This is a genomic window from Pseudoxanthomonas sp. LH2527 (assembly GCF_022539275.1).
Lineage (GTDB): Bacteria > Pseudomonadota > Gammaproteobacteria > Xanthomonadales > Xanthomonadaceae > Pseudoxanthomonas_A.
Genome location: NZ_JAKZBW010000002.1, coordinates 1 through 14,207 on the forward strand (window position 1 = coordinate 1; position 14,207 = coordinate 14,207).

Genomic DNA, 14,207 nt, shown 5'->3' on the forward strand with positions numbered 1-14,207 from the left:
GTCATCGCCGAGGTCTGGGTCTCCGAACCGGTCGCCGGCGACGAGCTGGACTCGCTGGTCGCCTGGCCCACGGAAGACGGCCAGGTCTGGCTGATCGCCACCGCCAAGGCGACCCACCGGCTGGCCCTCTACGACGCCGACAGCGGCCAGCGCCTGCGTACCGTCGGCGGGCCCGGCAGCGCCGTGGGCCAGTTCAACCGGCCCAACGGGATCGCCGTGTTCGGCGACCTGCTGTTCGTGGCCGAACGCGACAACCATCGCGTGCAGGCGTTCCGCCTGCCCGAGTTCGCGCCGCTGGGCGCGTTCGGCGCCGACGTGCTGCGCTCGCCCTACGGCCTGTGGGTGCACGAGGCGGCGCCCGGCGAGCTGGAGCTGTTCGTCACCGACAGCTACATGGCCGATTTCCGCACCATGACGCTGCCGCCGATGGCGGAACTGGATGGCCGGGTGAAGCGGTTCCGGGTGCGGGTGGAGGACGGCGGCAAGCTGGAAACGCAGTTGCTCGGCCAGTTCGGCGACACCGGCCCCGCCGGCGCGCTGCGCATGGTCGAGTCGATCGCCGGCGACCCGGCGCACGGACGCCTGCTGGTCGCCGAAGAGGACCGCCGCGTGGGTTCCACGCTGCGCGATTACCGGCTGGCCACCGGCACCTACAACCGCCGCAGCCTGCCGGTGTTCGACGCCGACGCCGAGGGCATCGCGCTGTGGTCGTGCAGCGCCGACAGCGGCTACTGGGTGGCGGTGGACCAGCTGACGCCCACCCGCTTCCGCCTATTCGAGCGCGCCACACTGGCGCCGGCAGGTGTGTTCTCGGGCAAAGTGACCGCCAACACCGACGGCGAGACCGTGTACGCCATGCCCACCCCGCGCTTCCCGGCCGGCGCGCTGTTCGCCCTGCACAACGACGTGTCGCTGGCGGCCTTCGACCTGCGCGACATCGCCCGCGCGCTCGACCTGCAAGGCGATTGCCCGCGGTGAAGGCGCGCCTGCTGGCCCTGGCCTGCGGCGTCGCCGTGCTGGTCGGCAGCGTCGGCGGGGCGGACGCCGCCCGCCTGTACCGCTGGAAGGACAAGCAGGGCTACACCCAGTACGGCGACCAGCCGCCCCCGCCGGAGCAGCTGGCCGGCAGCGGGCTGGACGTCATGCGCTTCCGCAATCCGCCCAGTGCGCTGGTACGGCTGCGCCTGGAGAAACAGGGTGGGCGCTACGAAGCCTGGGCCGACAACCTGATGCACGGGCCGGTGGAAGTGCAGCTGGGCTTCCGCCGCCAGCGCGATGTGCGCAGCGCCCCCGCCCTGCCCGCCCGTGCGGTGGTGCCGGCGCGCAGCAGCGTGCGGGTCGCCGACATCAGCGTGACCGATCCGCTGCGCGGCGGCGATTTCGAACTCACCCTGGACGGCATGCCCGGCGATCCGGCCAGCCAGCCGCAGGACTACGAATACCGCCTGCCGTTCGACTACGGCCGCGTGCGCGTGGACCAGGGGCCGGGCGGGCGCTTCAGCCACAGCGACGCGCAGAACCTGCACGCCATCGATTTCGCCGTGCCCGAAGGCACGCGGATCGTCGCCGCGCGCGAAGGGCTGGTGATGCAGGTGGAGTCGGACTTCGACAAGGCTGGCCTGAACCGCGAGAAGTACGGCGGCCGCGCCAACTTCATCCGCATCCTGCATCCCGACGGCAGCATGGCGCTGTACGCCCACCTGAAGGCCGAGGGCGCCCAGGTGCGCGTGGGCCAGTACGTGAGCAAGGGCCAGTACATCGGCCTGTCCGGCAACACCGGCTTCTCGACCGCACCGCACCTGCACTTCGTGGTGCAGGCCAACCGCGGCATGCGGCTGGAATCGGTGCCTTTCCGCATGTTCGGGCCGTTGGGGCAGCTGCAGTTCCCGGCCAGCCGCTGAGCCCACCCCGGCGATCCGGCCGGCGCAGGCCGCTATAATCGCGCCCTTCCCTGCTTCCGCCACGCCCGTCCGGGCGCCTGCCCCATGTCCGATCCGAACAGCCCCGTGGCGCCCGAAGCGGCACGCCGCCGCACCTTCGCCATCATTTCCCACCCCGACGCCGGCAAGACCACGCTGACCGAGAAGCTGCTGCTGTTCGGCGGTGCGATCCAGATGGCCGGCTCGGTGAAGGGCCGCAAGGCCGCGCGCCACGCGACGTCCGACTGGATGGCGCTGGAAAAGGAGCGCGGCATCTCGGTGACCTCGTCGGTGATGCAGTTCCCGTACGAAGGCAAGATCGTCAACCTGCTGGACACGCCGGGCCACGCCGACTTCGGCGAGGACACCTACCGCGTGCTCACCGCGGTGGACAGCGCGCTGATGGTCATCGACGTGGCCAAGGGCGTGGAAGAGCGCACGATCAAGCTGATGGAAGTCTGCCGCCTGCGCGACACGCCCATCATGACCTTCATCAACAAGCTGGACCGCGAGGGCAAGGACCCGATCGACCTGCTGGACGAAGTGGAAAGCGTGCTCGGCATCCAGTGCGCGCCGGTGACCTGGCCGATCGGCATGGGCCAGCGCCTGAAGGGCGTGGTGCACCTGCTGACCGGCGAGGTGCACCTGTACGAACCGGGCCGCAACTTCACCCGCCAGGATTCGACGATCTTCCCGTCGCTCGACGCGCCCGGCCTTGCCGAGAAGATCGGCGGGGAGATGCTGGCCCAGCTGCGCGAAGAGCTGGAACTGGTGCAGGGCGCCAGCCATCCGTTCGACAAGCAGGCCTACCTGGACGGCAAGCAGACGCCGGTGTTCTTCGGCTCGGGCGTCAACAACTTCGGCGTGCAGCCGCTGCTGGACTTCTTCGTCGAGCATGCGCCGTCGCCGCAACCGCGCGAGACCACCGGCCGCAAGGTGCAGCCGGCGGAGAACAAGCTGACCGGCTTTGTCTTCAAGATCCAGGCCAACATGGATCCGCAGCACCGCGACCGCGTGGCGTTCATGCGCGTGTGCTCGGGCCGCTTCGAAGCCGGCATGAAGACCTTCCACGTACGCACCGGCAAGGAGATGAAGCTGGCCAACGCGCTGACCTTCATGGCCAGCGACCGCGAGATCGCCGCCGAGGCGTATCCCGGCGACGTGATCGGCATCCACAACCACGGCACCATCTCCATCGGCGACACCTTCACCGAGGGCGAGACGCTGTCGTTCACCGGCATCCCGAACTTCGCGCCGGAACTGTTCCGCCGCGCGCGCCTGCGCGATCCGCTCAAGCTCAAGCAGTTGCAGAAGGGCCTGGCGCAACTGTCCGAGGAAGGCGCCACGCAGTTCTTCCGCCCGCTGATGAGCAACGACCTGATCCTGGGCGCGGTGGGCGTGCTGCAGTTCGACGTGGTGGCCTACCGGCTGAAGGACGAGTACGGCGTGGATGCGTCGTTCGAGAACGTCAGCGTGGCCACGGCGCGCTGGATCCGCTGCGACAACGCGAAGAAGCTGGAAGAGTTCCGCGACAAGAACGCCATGAACCTGGCGCTGGACGCCGCCGGCGAGCTGGTCTACCTGGCACCGACGCGGGTGAACCTGCAGCTGGCGCAGGAACGCGCGCCGGACGTGCAGTTCCTGGCCACCCGCGAGCACGCGCACAGCGTCGACCTGGGCTGAAGGCCGCTCTTCCGCAGAAGCGGCTTGAGCCGCGACCGTGCGGCCGAAAGAAGGGAGACACGGATAAAGGCGGATAAATGCGGATAAAGCCGATGGGAAAAGGCTCTATCTGCCGTTATCCGCTCTTATCCGTGTCGATCAAACCGCTTTTCGGCTCGGCCATGCTGAATCCGCGGCGGGGCGCAGGGATGCGCCGGTTGCTGCGTTGCGGTAATTTTGTCGCCATGAGCACCGACCCCACTCCGTTGCGCACCCTGCGCGCCCGCAAGCGCGCCGACCACCTGATCGACCTGCGCGACGAGATCGCCAGCGCACTGACGCATGGCCTCGGCGCGTTGCTGGCCCTGGCCGGCAGCGCGGTGCTGATCACCCTGGCCGCGATCCATGGCGATGGCTGGCAGCTGGGCGCGTCCATCGTGTTCGGCGTGACCCTGCTGCTGCTCTACACCGCCTCCACGCTCTACCACGCCATCCAGCACCCAGTGGCGAAGGGGCGGCTGAAGGTGTTCGATCACTGCGCGATCTACCTGCTGATCGCCGGCACCTACACGCCGTTCACCCTGATCGGCCTGCGCGGACCGTGGGGCTGGGGCCTGTTCATCGCGATCTGGACGCTAGCGTTCGCCGGCGTGGTGTTCAAGCTGTTCTACACCGGCCGCTTCAAGCTGCTGTCGACCATCATCTATATCGCGATGGGCTGGCTGGTGGTGGTGGCGATCAAGCCGCTGCTGAGCTCGGTCGACCCGGTGACGCTGGGTTGGATGCTGGCCGGCGGCCTGTTCTACACGCTGGGCACCTTCTTCTACCATCGCGAATCGATCCGCTACTCGCATGCGATCTGGCATCTGTTCGTGATCGGCGGCAGCGTCTGCCACTTCGTCGCCGTGACCCAGCAGGTGCTGTCGCCGCGCCTGGCGTGAACTGCGCGTCCACGTTCGTGTCCCGCGCGTGAACCGCTGACGCCGCGTTTCGCGGCACGTGAACACCGCGCGGCCGACGATGGGTCATGCACGATGCGCCCCGACCCCGCCGCCGCTTCGCCCTGCGCCCGCTGTCGCGCACCGGCGCCGTCACGCTGGGTGTGCTGGCGGCGGTGATCGTGGTGCTGGCCATCCTGTTCGAGTGGAACTGGCTGCGGCGACCCATCGAGCGCGTCGTCGAATGGCAGACCGGCCGCAGTTTCCACATTGCGGGCAATCTGGACGTGGACCTGGGCCGGGTGATCACGGTGCGCGCGGATGCACTGACGTTCGGCAATGCCGCATGGTCCAAGGTGCCGGTGATGGCGGCGGCGGACCGTGCCGAACTGAGCGTGGAGGTCTTCCCGCTGATCTTCCAGCGCCAGACACGCATCCCCCGAATCCACCTGACCCGGCCGCAGATGCGACTGGAACGTGGACCCGAAGGCGTGGGCAACTGGGTGTTCGGCGACACCACCGAAGGTCGGATCCAGTACCGTGACCTCTGGATCGATGACGGACGCCTGCTGTTCTTGGACGCCGCACGCAGGACTGATCTCGACATCCGGCTTTCCAGTATCCGGCAGCCGAAAGCCGACGAACCTTCGGCCGTCGAGCTGAAGGGCAAGGGCCGTTGGGCAGGCACCGCGCTGTCATTGCAAGGCCAGGTCGCTTCGCCCCTCGCGCTGCGCGACACCGGCAAGCCCTACCGCATCGACCTGCGCGCGACCGCGGGCCCGACGCGCGCGCATGCGCGCGGCACGCTCACCGACCCGTTCCGCCTGCGCGATTTCGATCTGCAGCTGCGGCTGGCGGGCGAGGACATGGAAGACCTGTTCCCGCTGATCGGCATCGCCACGCCGCCCACGCCGCCGTACCGGCTGGACGGACGCTTCACCCGCGATGGAGACACGTGGCGCTACGACGGGTTCACCGGCGTGGTCGGCGACAGCGACCTGGCTGGATCGGCGAGCGTGACGGTAGGTCGTGAGCGTCCATTGCTTACCGCGAACCTGGTCTCGAAGCGGCTGGACTTCGATGACCTGGCCGGGTTCGTCGGCGCGCCGCCGCAAACGGGCGGGGGCGAGGCCAGCAACGCCCAGCAGCGCGCAGAAGCCGCTGCGTTGGCCACGGACGCGCGCTTGCTGCCCGATACGCCTTATAACCTGATCAAGCTGCGTGCGATGGACGCCGACGTCCGTTGGAAAGCACAGCGCATCAACGCTCCCCGCCTTCCCATCGAGGACATGGATGCGCATCTGTTGCTCGACGCCGGCCTGCTGCGACTGGAGCCGCTGAACTTCGGCGTGGCGCAGGGCGACATCCGTTCGCAGATCCGCATGGATGCACGCAGCGACACCATCCGCACGCAGGCGACCATCGCCGCGCGCGGACTGGACCTGGGCGAGCTGTTCCCGCAGGCCGAACTGACCCGCACCGCCATCGGCCGCATCGGCGGCGACATCAAGATCACCGGGACCGGCAACTCGATCGCCGGGATTCTCGGGACCGCGGATGGCGACATCGCGCTCGGCATGGGCCGCGGGCAGATCAGCAACCTGCTGATGGAACTGGCCGGGCTGGATATCGCCGAAGCGCTGAAGTTCCTGGTCACCGAGGACAAGACCGTGCCGGTGCGCTGCGCCTTCGGCGACTTCGCCGTGACCGACGGCGTGATGGACGCGCGCGCGCTGGCTTTCGACACCAGCGACACGATCATCGTCGGCACGGGCCGGATCAGCCTGAAGGACGAGACGCTGGATCTGGAAATGCGGCCGCGCCCGAAGGATCGCAGCATCTTCGCGCTGCGCTCGCCGCTGGTGGTCGGCGGCACGTTCAAGGACCCGTCGTTCCGTCCGGACTTCAAGCGCCTGGGCCTGCGCGGCGCGGTGGCGGTCGCGCTGGGCAGCATCGCGCCCCCGGCCGCACTGTTAGCCACGCTCGAGATCGGCCCCGGCGAGGACAGTGCCTGCGGCGGGCAGTACGCGAAGTAGCGACGGCTCAGCTGGCGATGTAACGCTGCAGCTGGTCCAGTTCCACCTGCTGGTCCTCGATCACCGCCTTGACCAGGTCGCCGATGGAAATCACGCCAACGATGGCCTCGCCCTCGGCGACCGGCAGGTGGCGGATGCGGTGCTCGGTCACCACCTGCATGCAGTGATCGACGCTGTCGTCCGGCCGCACCGTCACCACTTTCGCCGTCATGATGTCGCGCACCGGCGTATTGGAGGACGAGCGCCCCTGCAACACGACCTTCCGCGCGTAATCGCGCTCGGACACGATGCCGCACAGTCGCGGCCCCTGCATGGCCAGCACCGCGCCGACGCCCTTCTCGGCCATCAGCCGGATGGCATCGAGGACGGACGCGTCGGGCGACACCGAGAAGACTTCAGGGGCCTTGGCCCCCAGCAACTGACGAACCGTGCGCATGGCGATCTCCGGAAAGGGGAGCGGGTCGATCTGGCCCGGCCAAGGATACTCCTGCCGAGGCCGGTTGCCAGGCATCCACCAGGTACAGCGGCCGCTGCTTGGATTCCTCGTACAGACGACCGAGGTACTCCCCGATCAGGCCCAGCGCCACCAGTTGCATGCCGCCCAGGAACAGGATGACCGTCATCATCGTCGGCCAGCCCGCCACCGGGTCGCCGAACAGCAGCGCCTTGCCGACGATGTAGAGGGCGAAGGCGAAGGCCAGCAAGGCGGTCAGCACGCCGATGTAGGTCGCCACCCGCAGCGGTGCGGTGGTGAAGCTGGTGATGCCTTCCAGCGCGAAGTTCCACAGCTTCCAGAAGCCGAAACTGCTGCGGCCCGCCACGCGCGCTTCGCGGTGGTACGGCAGCGCCTTCTGGTTGAAACCCACCCAACCGAACAGGCCCTTCATGAAACGATGGCGCTCGCGCAGTTCCCGCAGCGCCGCCAGCGCGCGCGGCGACAGCAGGCGGAAGTCGCCGGTGTCGGCCGGGATCGGCGTCTTCGACAGATGGCCGATCACCCGGTAGAACGCATGCGCCGTGGCGCGCTTCAGCCAGCTCTCGCCATCGCGGGCGATGCGCGTGCCGTGCACATTGTCGTAGCCGGCCTGCCATTCGCGCACGAAGTCGCCGATCAACTCCGGCGGATCCTGTCCGTCGGCATCCAGGATCAACGCCGCACCGGTCTCGACGCGGTCCAGTCCTGCCGTGAGCGCCGCCTCCTTGCCGAAATTGCGCGAGAGCCGCAGCACCGACACGCGCGGATCGTTCGCCGCCAGCGTGCGCATCACCGTCCACGTCGCATCGCGGCTGCCGTCGTCCACGTACAGCACACGACCCTGAACGCCCTTCAGCGCATCCAGCGCCGCCATCACGCGCGGATGCAGCAGCGGCAGCGACTGCGCCTCGTTGTAGGCCGCCACCACCACGGTGAGCTGCCAGGGCGAGGCGCCGCTCATGGCAACGCCTCCAGGTAGCTGGTGCCGCCGATCTGCCGGACCTGGCGCTCGATCCGCGTCGCCCGCCGCTGCACGTACGGGCCGGGGCGCTGGGCGCTGTACCGGCGCGGCGACGGCAGCACCGCGGCCAGGCGCGCGCTCTGGTTGGCGCTCAGGCCTGCCGCGTCCTTGCCCCAGTAGCGCCGCGCGGCGGCTTGCCCGCCGTAGACGCCATCGCCGAACTCGGCGACGTTCGCATACACCTCCAGGATGCGCCGCTTCGACCAAAGCGTTTCGATCAGCAACGTGTACCAGGCCTCCAGCCCCTTGCGCGCCCAGCGCGTGACGCGATTACTGCCTTGCCAGAGGAACACGTTCTTCGCCACCTGCTGGCTGATGGTGCTGGCGCCACGGATGCGTGTCACCGGCCGCCCGCGCTTCTCGGCACGCTCGACCATCTTGCGGTTGTGCACGCGCGCCTTCTCGATCGCCGCCAGGTCGAAGCCATGATGGGTCGCGAAGTTCTGGTCCTCCGCCGCCACCATCGACAGCGGCAGGCTGGGCGCCATCTCGTCGAGGTCGCGCCAGTCGTAAGCCACCCGGAAACCGAACTCGCCCTGCCCCCAGGCCTCGAACACGCGCGCCGCCATGAAGGCGGTGAACGGCGGATCGACGAAGCGCAGCACCACCACCTGCAGGATGCTCGCGGCCGCGAACAGGAACGGCAGGGCCAGCAGCCAGCGGAACCAGCGGCGTCGGCGCGGTACGTGGGCGACAGCGGCTGCGCTCATCGGGCGAGCCAGCGCTTGAGGATGGCGTTGCGTGCCCCCATCGTGGTGTTTCCCTTCGTGCGTGTCATCGGCGGCATTATGCCGAGACACGCGCCCGCCCCGCATTCCCCGCATGGATTCCCATGGCCACTGACGCCTCCGCCGACACCCTGACCCGATTCCTGCTCCCCGCCGCCGGCGTCCGCGGCGTGGCCGTGCGCCTGGACGACACCTGGCAGACCGTGGCGGGCCGTGCCGACTACCCGCCGTCGACGCGCGAGTTGCTGGGCGAAGCCAGCGCGGCCGCGGTGTTGTTCACCGGCCACACCAAGGTCGACGGCCGGCTGTCGATCCAGTTGCGCAGCCAGGGCAGCCTGCGCAGCCTGTTCGCCGAATGCACAGCGTCGGGCACCGTGCGCGGCATCGCGCAGCTGTCCGCCGACCAGGACGCGCCGCGCGACCTGCGCGACCTGGGCGATGACGCCCTGCTGGCCATCACCATCGAAAACCCGGGCCTCGACCCGCGCGAGCCGCAGCGCTACCAGAGCCTGGTCGGCCTGGAGGCCAGCCGGCTGGCCGACGCCTTCGAGGACTACTTCCGCCAGTCCGAACAGCTGCCCACGCGACTGCTGCTGTCCGCCAACGGCGACCGCGCCTGTGGCCTGATGCTGCAGAAACTGCCCGGCGACGAGGGCGACGACGACGGCTGGAACCGCGCCGGCGCCCTGTTCGACACCTTGGGCGAGGCCGAGCTGCTGGCCACGCCCGTGCCGGACCTGCTGCACCGGCTGTTCCACGAGGAATCGCCGCAAATCCTGACCCAGCGCCCAGTTCGCTTCGGTTGCTCTTGTTCGCGTGAGCGGGTCGAGAGCATGCTGCAGTCGTTGGGGGAAGAGGAGGCGACGGCCGCGCTGGCCGATGGGGTGGCCGAAGTGCGTTGCGAGTTCTGTGGGCAGGAGTACCGGTTTTCGCCTCCCCAGATCGCGGAACTTTTCAGCCAGCCCAAGGTCGATGTGGACGCGCCCAGCCGCCTGCAGTAGTCCGGCAGCCGGCAAGCCGCCCGGGGACTTGTTAAAGAAACATAAACGGCATAGCATCGGTTCCCCTTCGGGAGGGGAACTCCGGGTCGACCCAGGAGTCTGAAGCGAGCCATGAAACTGCGTAGCCTGACACTGTCGCTTGCCCTGCTGCTCGCCTCCGGCGTGGCAGCGGATGCGCATGCGCAGAAGAGCACGCGCAGGCCGGCCGCCGACGCCCAGCCCACCGCCCTGCCGATCTGGAACAACGACGGCAAGGTCGAGGCGGTACTGCTGCTCGAACCGACCGGCCAGGCCGAAGCTGGTGCCCGCTGGCGCCTGGGCCGCAACTCGCTGACCACCGCCTTCGGGCTGGACAGCGGCGATTCCCTCGGCCTGGTCTGCAACCGCAAGGCCGGCGTGGTTGGCAACATCGGCAACCTGGCCAGCCATTGCATGCTCGCCACGCTCGGCGACGAGGGCGACGACACCAACGCGAGCCAGCGCCTCAGCGCGTCGGCCGTGCTCAGCCGCCCTGGCGGCAAGCTCGGCCTGTCGGCCGGCACCGGCCGCGACACCCTGCCCGCCTGGCTGTCGTCGGGCCGCGGCACCGGTCGCGTCGAACAGAACGACCTGACCGTGTTCGGGCAGAAGAACATCGGCCGCGAAGGCTTCGTTTCCATCGGTGGCGCCGTGGCGAAGGCCACCCTGGTGCCCGCTTCCGACCTGCCTGCCCTGGCCGACCGCTGGAACAGCCGCAGTCTGACCGTCGGCGGCGGCTACGGCCCCTTCAGCGCCAACATCATCGGGCGCGTCATCGACGTACCCGGCCAGCCCGGCAAGTTCGAAGGCCTTGGCCTGGGCCTGACCTGGCGCACGCCGTGGAGCGGACAGCTCACCGTGGGCGCCGAGAACGTCATCACCCGCGGCAAGAATCCCTTCTCGTTGACCAACGAGAACGCCGACGAAGGCACCGTGCCTTACGTCAGGTACGAGCAGGACCTGTAAGTCTCCCTTTCTTGCGCACATACGCTCCCGTGCTGTCGCAGCGCGTCAGATGCGCGCGCGCCGTGTCCGGCCATGCTTCCACTCCAGCGCTGGAATCGGCACTGAGCGCGACGATTGCGTGCCGTACATCACAATTACGTAACTAAGCTTATCTCTATCTGCCTTCGGTCTTCACGCGAGTTTAATTCTCGTTAAAAGCCGACTAGTATCCGGTCACCCCCTCGTTTCGTGGTCGCCTTTTTGACTGCCTCGAGGGACACCTTGGGATACCCCCTACATGGGAGAGAGAGACAATGAACTGCAAAACCACGAAGCTCCGTGACGCGATTTCGTTCGCGCTGACGGTAGGCGCAGTGTCGGCTGTGGGCACCGGTGCGGTGTTCGCGCAAGAGTCCGGCCAGACCGAAACCACCACCTTGGACCGCATCGAAGTCACCGGCTCGCGCATCCGCCAGGTCGACGTCGAAAACGCCGCTCCCGTGCTGACCATCAGCCGCGCGGACATCGAAAAGCAGGGCTTCCAGTCGGTCGCCGACATCCTGCAGAACATCTCCGCCGTCGGTGCACCCGCCATCAGCCGCGCCCAGCCACTGTCGGCCGGTGAAAACGTCGGTGGCCAGTTCATCAGCATGCGCAACCTGGGTTCCACGCGCACCCTGATCCTGGTCAACGGCAAGCGTCTGGGCATCAGCACCAGCGGCCTGCAAGACATTTCGCTGATCCCGACCGCCGCGGTCGAACGCATCGAAGTGCTGAAGGACGGCGCCTCGTCGATCTACGGTTCCGACGCCATCGCCGGCGTGGTCAACATCATCACCCGCTCCAACTTCGAAGGCGCCACCGCCCAGGCCTATTACGGCCAGTACGGCGAAGGCGACGGCGAAACCACCCGTGCCGACTTCGTGATGGGCTTCACCGGTGACCGCGGTTCGCTGACCGCCGCTGTGGAGTACCGGAAGGAAGAGGAAGTGCTGTCGGGCGATCGTCCGTACTCGGCATTCCCGCAGGGCCAGTGGCATCCGGACCGCGGCTGGACCACGGTCAGCCAGTGGGGCGTGATCAACCTGCCGGCCGCCGCTGGCGGCAACCGCGTGCTGAACACCGGCGCCGACTGGCGCAACATCACCAACTTCCACGCGCTGAACACCAACACCGGTACCAGCGCTGCGGATCCGAACGGCTCGACGGTCGACAAGAGCAATACCAACCTGCAGACGCATCTGCGTACACCGCTGGAGAGCCGTTCGCTGTTCGTCGATGGCGTATTCGACATCAACGACAGCGTTCGCTTCCGCAGTAACATGATGTACAGCCAGCGCGATGCTGAGCGTCAGGTGGCCGGTTATCCGTTCCAGAGTGGGGCGTTCGCCGGCACGACCATGGCGATCAACAGCTACTACAACCCGGTGGGTACCTTCCATGGCTACGCGACGCCGCAGGCCGTCAATTACTGGCGTCGTACCTGGGAGATCCCGCGCGTCGATCGCCCGACCACGACCAACTGGCGCTTCTCGGCCGGTCTGGAAGGCAGCTTTGACATCGGCGAGCGCATCTTCGACTGGGACGTGGGCTACCTGTACAACAACAACAAGGTCACCCAGGAAAACTACGGCAACCTCAACGTGGCCCGCGTCGGCCAGGCCGTGGGTCCGTCGTTCCTCAACGCTCAGGGCGTGGTCCAGTGCGGCACCGCAGCCGCTCCGATCCCGCTGGCCTCCTGCGTGCCGTGGAATCCGTTCATCCCGTTCGGCCGCGTGGGCGATGGTGGCCTGACCGGCAACCAGGCACTGATCGACTTCCTGTTCCAGACCCTGAACTCCTCGGGCGAGACCGAAACCGAAGTGTTCACCGCCAACCTGGCCGGCTCGCTGTTCGCCCTGCCGGGCGGCGATCTGGGCTTCGCGGTGGGTGTGGAAAGCCGCAAGGAATCGGGCGAATTCATTCCCGACGCACAAGCCGTCACCGGCAACTCGACCACCCTCTCCGCCGGCCCGACCGATGGCAGCTACAAGGTCGATGAAATCTACGCCGAGTTGGCGATCCCGCTGCTGGCCGACCTGCCGGGCGCGCAAGAGCTGAGCTTCAGCATCGCCACGCGTTATTCGGACTACGATACCTTCGGCGACACCCTGAACAGCAAGTTCGGCTTCAAGTGGAAGCCGATCGATTCGCTGCTGTTCCGCGGCACTTACGCCGAGGGATTCCGGGCCCCGACGATCGCCGATCTGTACGGTGGCGGTTCGCAGACGTTCTCGTTCTTCACCGATCCCTGCGATACCACGTTCGGTGCAGCGCGCAACAACGCCGCCTGCCAGCGCGACATCGTCAATGCCGCGACGTTCCGCCAGCTGCAACAGGGCTTCACGCCGGCAGCAGGCACCAACTCGCAGACGCCGGTGGCTTTCTTCTCGGGCTCCAATCCGAATCTGATCCCGGAAACTTCCGAGTCGAAGACCTTCGGCGTCGTCTGGAGCCCGGGCTTCCTGGAAGGCCTGAACGTGAGTCTGGACTGGTGGAACATCCGCATCGAAGACACGATCGTGGCCGACTCCGCCACGCAGATGCTCAACGACTGCTACATCCAGGGCGATGCATCGCGTTGCACCAACTTCACGCGTGATCCGGTGCTGGGCTATGTCAACAGCTTGCGCTTCACGGGCATCAATGCCGGCTTCCGTGAAACCGAAGGCTATGACCTGGATCTGAGCTACCGTCTGGCGACGGAAGGTTTCGGTACCTTCAACCTGACCTGGCAGACCACCTACACCAGCAAGGATGAAATCAAGACCGATACCAACCCGCTGACGTTGCCGCAGCAGCTGGTGGGCTATGCCACGTCGCCGGGTTTCCTGGGCACGCATCGCATCCGCTCCAACGCGAATGTGACCTGGAACATGGGCAGCTTCGGTGCCACCTGGGGTGCGCGCTACTACTCCTCGCAAAAGGAAACCTGCCTGTCGGCCGCGCTGTTCCCCGACGAGTGCACGGATCCGACGTTCCGCGCCGCCAATCCGGCACAGACGCGCGCCATCAACAAGATGGGCTCGGTCACGTTCAACGACCTGGAACTCCGCTGGAGCGCCCCGTGGAATGCCACCATCGCGATCGGTGCGAACAACGTGTTCGATCGTCAGGGTCCGCAGTTCTACAGCCAGCCCAGCGCGAACGTGTCCTATCACGGTCAGTACGACATCGGCCGCTTCATGTACATGAAGTACCAGCAGAAGTTCTGATCGCGATCCACGCGTTGCGGTAACCGGCACGGCCCCGAAAGGGGCCGTGCTTTTTTGTTGGCTGCGCCGTGGGATCTTCCCGGGGTGTAGCAGTGGCAATCATCTGAGACGGCCAGCAAAACGGCAGCACCTGTTTTTCAGCCGCCGCAGGGATGCGCTCGAGCCGACCCCTCCCTTTCGGGGAGATCGCGCACCACGTTGGTTCATCAC

General features: G+C 67.4%; 11 protein-coding genes. 8 read left to right on the plus strand and 3 right to left on the minus strand.

Going from position 1 to position 14,207, the window contains the following annotated elements:
* The 5 genes from MMG85_RS01500 to MMG85_RS01520 form a co-directional block, all read left to right on the plus strand.
* A partial coding sequence (locus tag MMG85_RS01500; protein WP_241044312.1) for a phytase occupies positions 1 to 978 on the plus strand: 978 nt, incomplete at its 5' end.
* Positions 975 to 1,901 (plus strand): M23 family metallopeptidase, encoded by a 927-nt coding sequence (locus MMG85_RS01505; RefSeq protein WP_241044313.1) that lies wholly within the window; start codon positions 975 to 977, stop codon positions 1,899 to 1,901. The genes MMG85_RS01500 and MMG85_RS01505, both read left to right, overlap by 4 nt.
* An 84-nt stretch (positions 1,902 to 1,985) precedes the next feature.
* The gene (locus tag MMG85_RS01510) at positions 1,986 to 3,602 is read left to right on the plus strand and encodes a peptide chain release factor 3 (RefSeq protein ID WP_241044315.1); all 1,617 of its coding nucleotides are present in this window, start codon (positions 1,986 to 1,988) and stop codon (positions 3,600 to 3,602) included.
* Positions 3,603 to 3,826: 224 nt separating this feature from the next.
* A complete protein-coding gene (locus tag MMG85_RS01515; RefSeq protein WP_241044316.1) occupies positions 3,827 to 4,522 on the plus strand; it encodes a hemolysin III family protein in 696 nt (231 codons plus the stop codon).
* 86 nt (positions 4,523 to 4,608) lie between these two features.
* Positions 4,609 to 6,555, plus strand: coding sequence for an AsmA family protein (locus MMG85_RS01520; protein ID WP_241044317.1), 1,947 nt, complete (start codon positions 4,609 to 4,611; stop codon positions 6,553 to 6,555).
* Positions 6,556 to 6,562: 7 nt separating this feature from the next.
* Here MMG85_RS01520 and MMG85_RS01525 read toward each other — a convergent pair whose 3' ends face one another.
* From MMG85_RS01525 to mtgA, 3 genes are read right to left on the minus strand one after another with little or no spacing between them, the layout of a single operon-like run.
* Positions 6,563 to 6,991 carry a CBS domain-containing protein gene (locus tag MMG85_RS01525; protein ID WP_055936540.1) on the minus strand — a complete coding sequence of 143 codons (429 nt, stop codon included), beginning with the start codon at positions 6,989 to 6,991 and terminating at the stop codon, positions 6,563 to 6,565.
* Entirely contained in the window at positions 6,951 to 7,991 is a 1,041-nt protein-coding gene (locus MMG85_RS01530) for a glycosyltransferase family 2 protein (RefSeq protein ID WP_241044318.1), read from the minus strand. The genes MMG85_RS01525 and MMG85_RS01530 overlap by 41 nt, the downstream gene beginning before the upstream one ends.
* A complete protein-coding gene (mtgA, locus tag MMG85_RS01535) occupies positions 7,988 to 8,761 on the minus strand; it encodes a monofunctional biosynthetic peptidoglycan transglycosylase (RefSeq protein ID WP_241044319.1) in 774 nt (257 codons plus the stop codon). The genes MMG85_RS01530 and mtgA overlap by 4 nt, the downstream gene beginning before the upstream one ends.
* A gap of 122 nt (positions 8,762 to 8,883) precedes the next feature.
* On the opposite strand from mtgA, the gene MMG85_RS01540 reads away from it, so the two are divergent.
* The 3 genes from MMG85_RS01540 (at position 8,884) to MMG85_RS01550 (ending at position 13,997) form a co-directional block, all read left to right on the plus strand.
* A complete protein-coding gene (locus MMG85_RS01540) occupies positions 8,884 to 9,780 on the plus strand; it encodes an Hsp33 family molecular chaperone HslO (protein WP_241044320.1) in 897 nt (298 codons plus the stop codon).
* A 117-nt stretch (positions 9,781 to 9,897) separates the two neighbouring features.
* A complete protein-coding gene (locus MMG85_RS01545; RefSeq protein WP_241044606.1) occupies positions 9,898 to 10,764 on the plus strand; it encodes a hypothetical protein in 867 nt (288 codons plus the stop codon).
* A gap of 293 nt (positions 10,765 to 11,057) precedes the next feature.
* A complete protein-coding gene (locus MMG85_RS01550; protein ID WP_241044321.1) occupies positions 11,058 to 13,997 on the plus strand; it encodes a TonB-dependent receptor in 2,940 nt (979 codons plus the stop codon).
* Positions 13,998 to 14,207: the final 210 nt, after the last annotated feature.

What these genes read in the sequence shown, in the direction of transcription:
- MMG85_RS01525 (WP_055936540.1), bottom strand. Translation starts at nt 6,991, where the DNA reads ATGCGCACGGTTCGTCAGTTGCTGGGGGCCAAGGCCCCTGAAGTCTTC.
- MMG85_RS01540 (WP_241044320.1), top strand. Translation starts at nt 8,884, where the DNA reads ATGGCCACTGACGCCTCCGCCGACACCCTGACCCGATTCCTGCTCCCC.
- MMG85_RS01550 (WP_241044321.1), top strand. Translation starts at nt 11,058, where the DNA reads ATGAACTGCAAAACCACGAAGCTCCGTGACGCGATTTCGTTCGCGCTG.
- MMG85_RS01520 (WP_241044317.1), top strand. Translation starts at nt 4,609, where the DNA reads ATGCACGATGCGCCCCGACCCCGCCGCCGCTTCGCCCTGCGCCCGCTG.
- MMG85_RS01510 (WP_241044315.1), top strand. Translation starts at nt 1,986, where the DNA reads ATGTCCGATCCGAACAGCCCCGTGGCGCCCGAAGCGGCACGCCGCCGC.
- MMG85_RS01515 (WP_241044316.1), top strand. Translation starts at nt 3,827, where the DNA reads ATGAGCACCGACCCCACTCCGTTGCGCACCCTGCGCGCCCGCAAGCGC.
- mtgA (WP_241044319.1), bottom strand. Translation starts at nt 8,761, where the DNA reads ATGAGCGCAGCCGCTGTCGCCCACGTACCGCGCCGACGCCGCTGGTTC.
- MMG85_RS01530 (WP_241044318.1), bottom strand. Translation starts at nt 7,991, where the DNA reads ATGAGCGGCGCCTCGCCCTGGCAGCTCACCGTGGTGGTGGCGGCCTAC.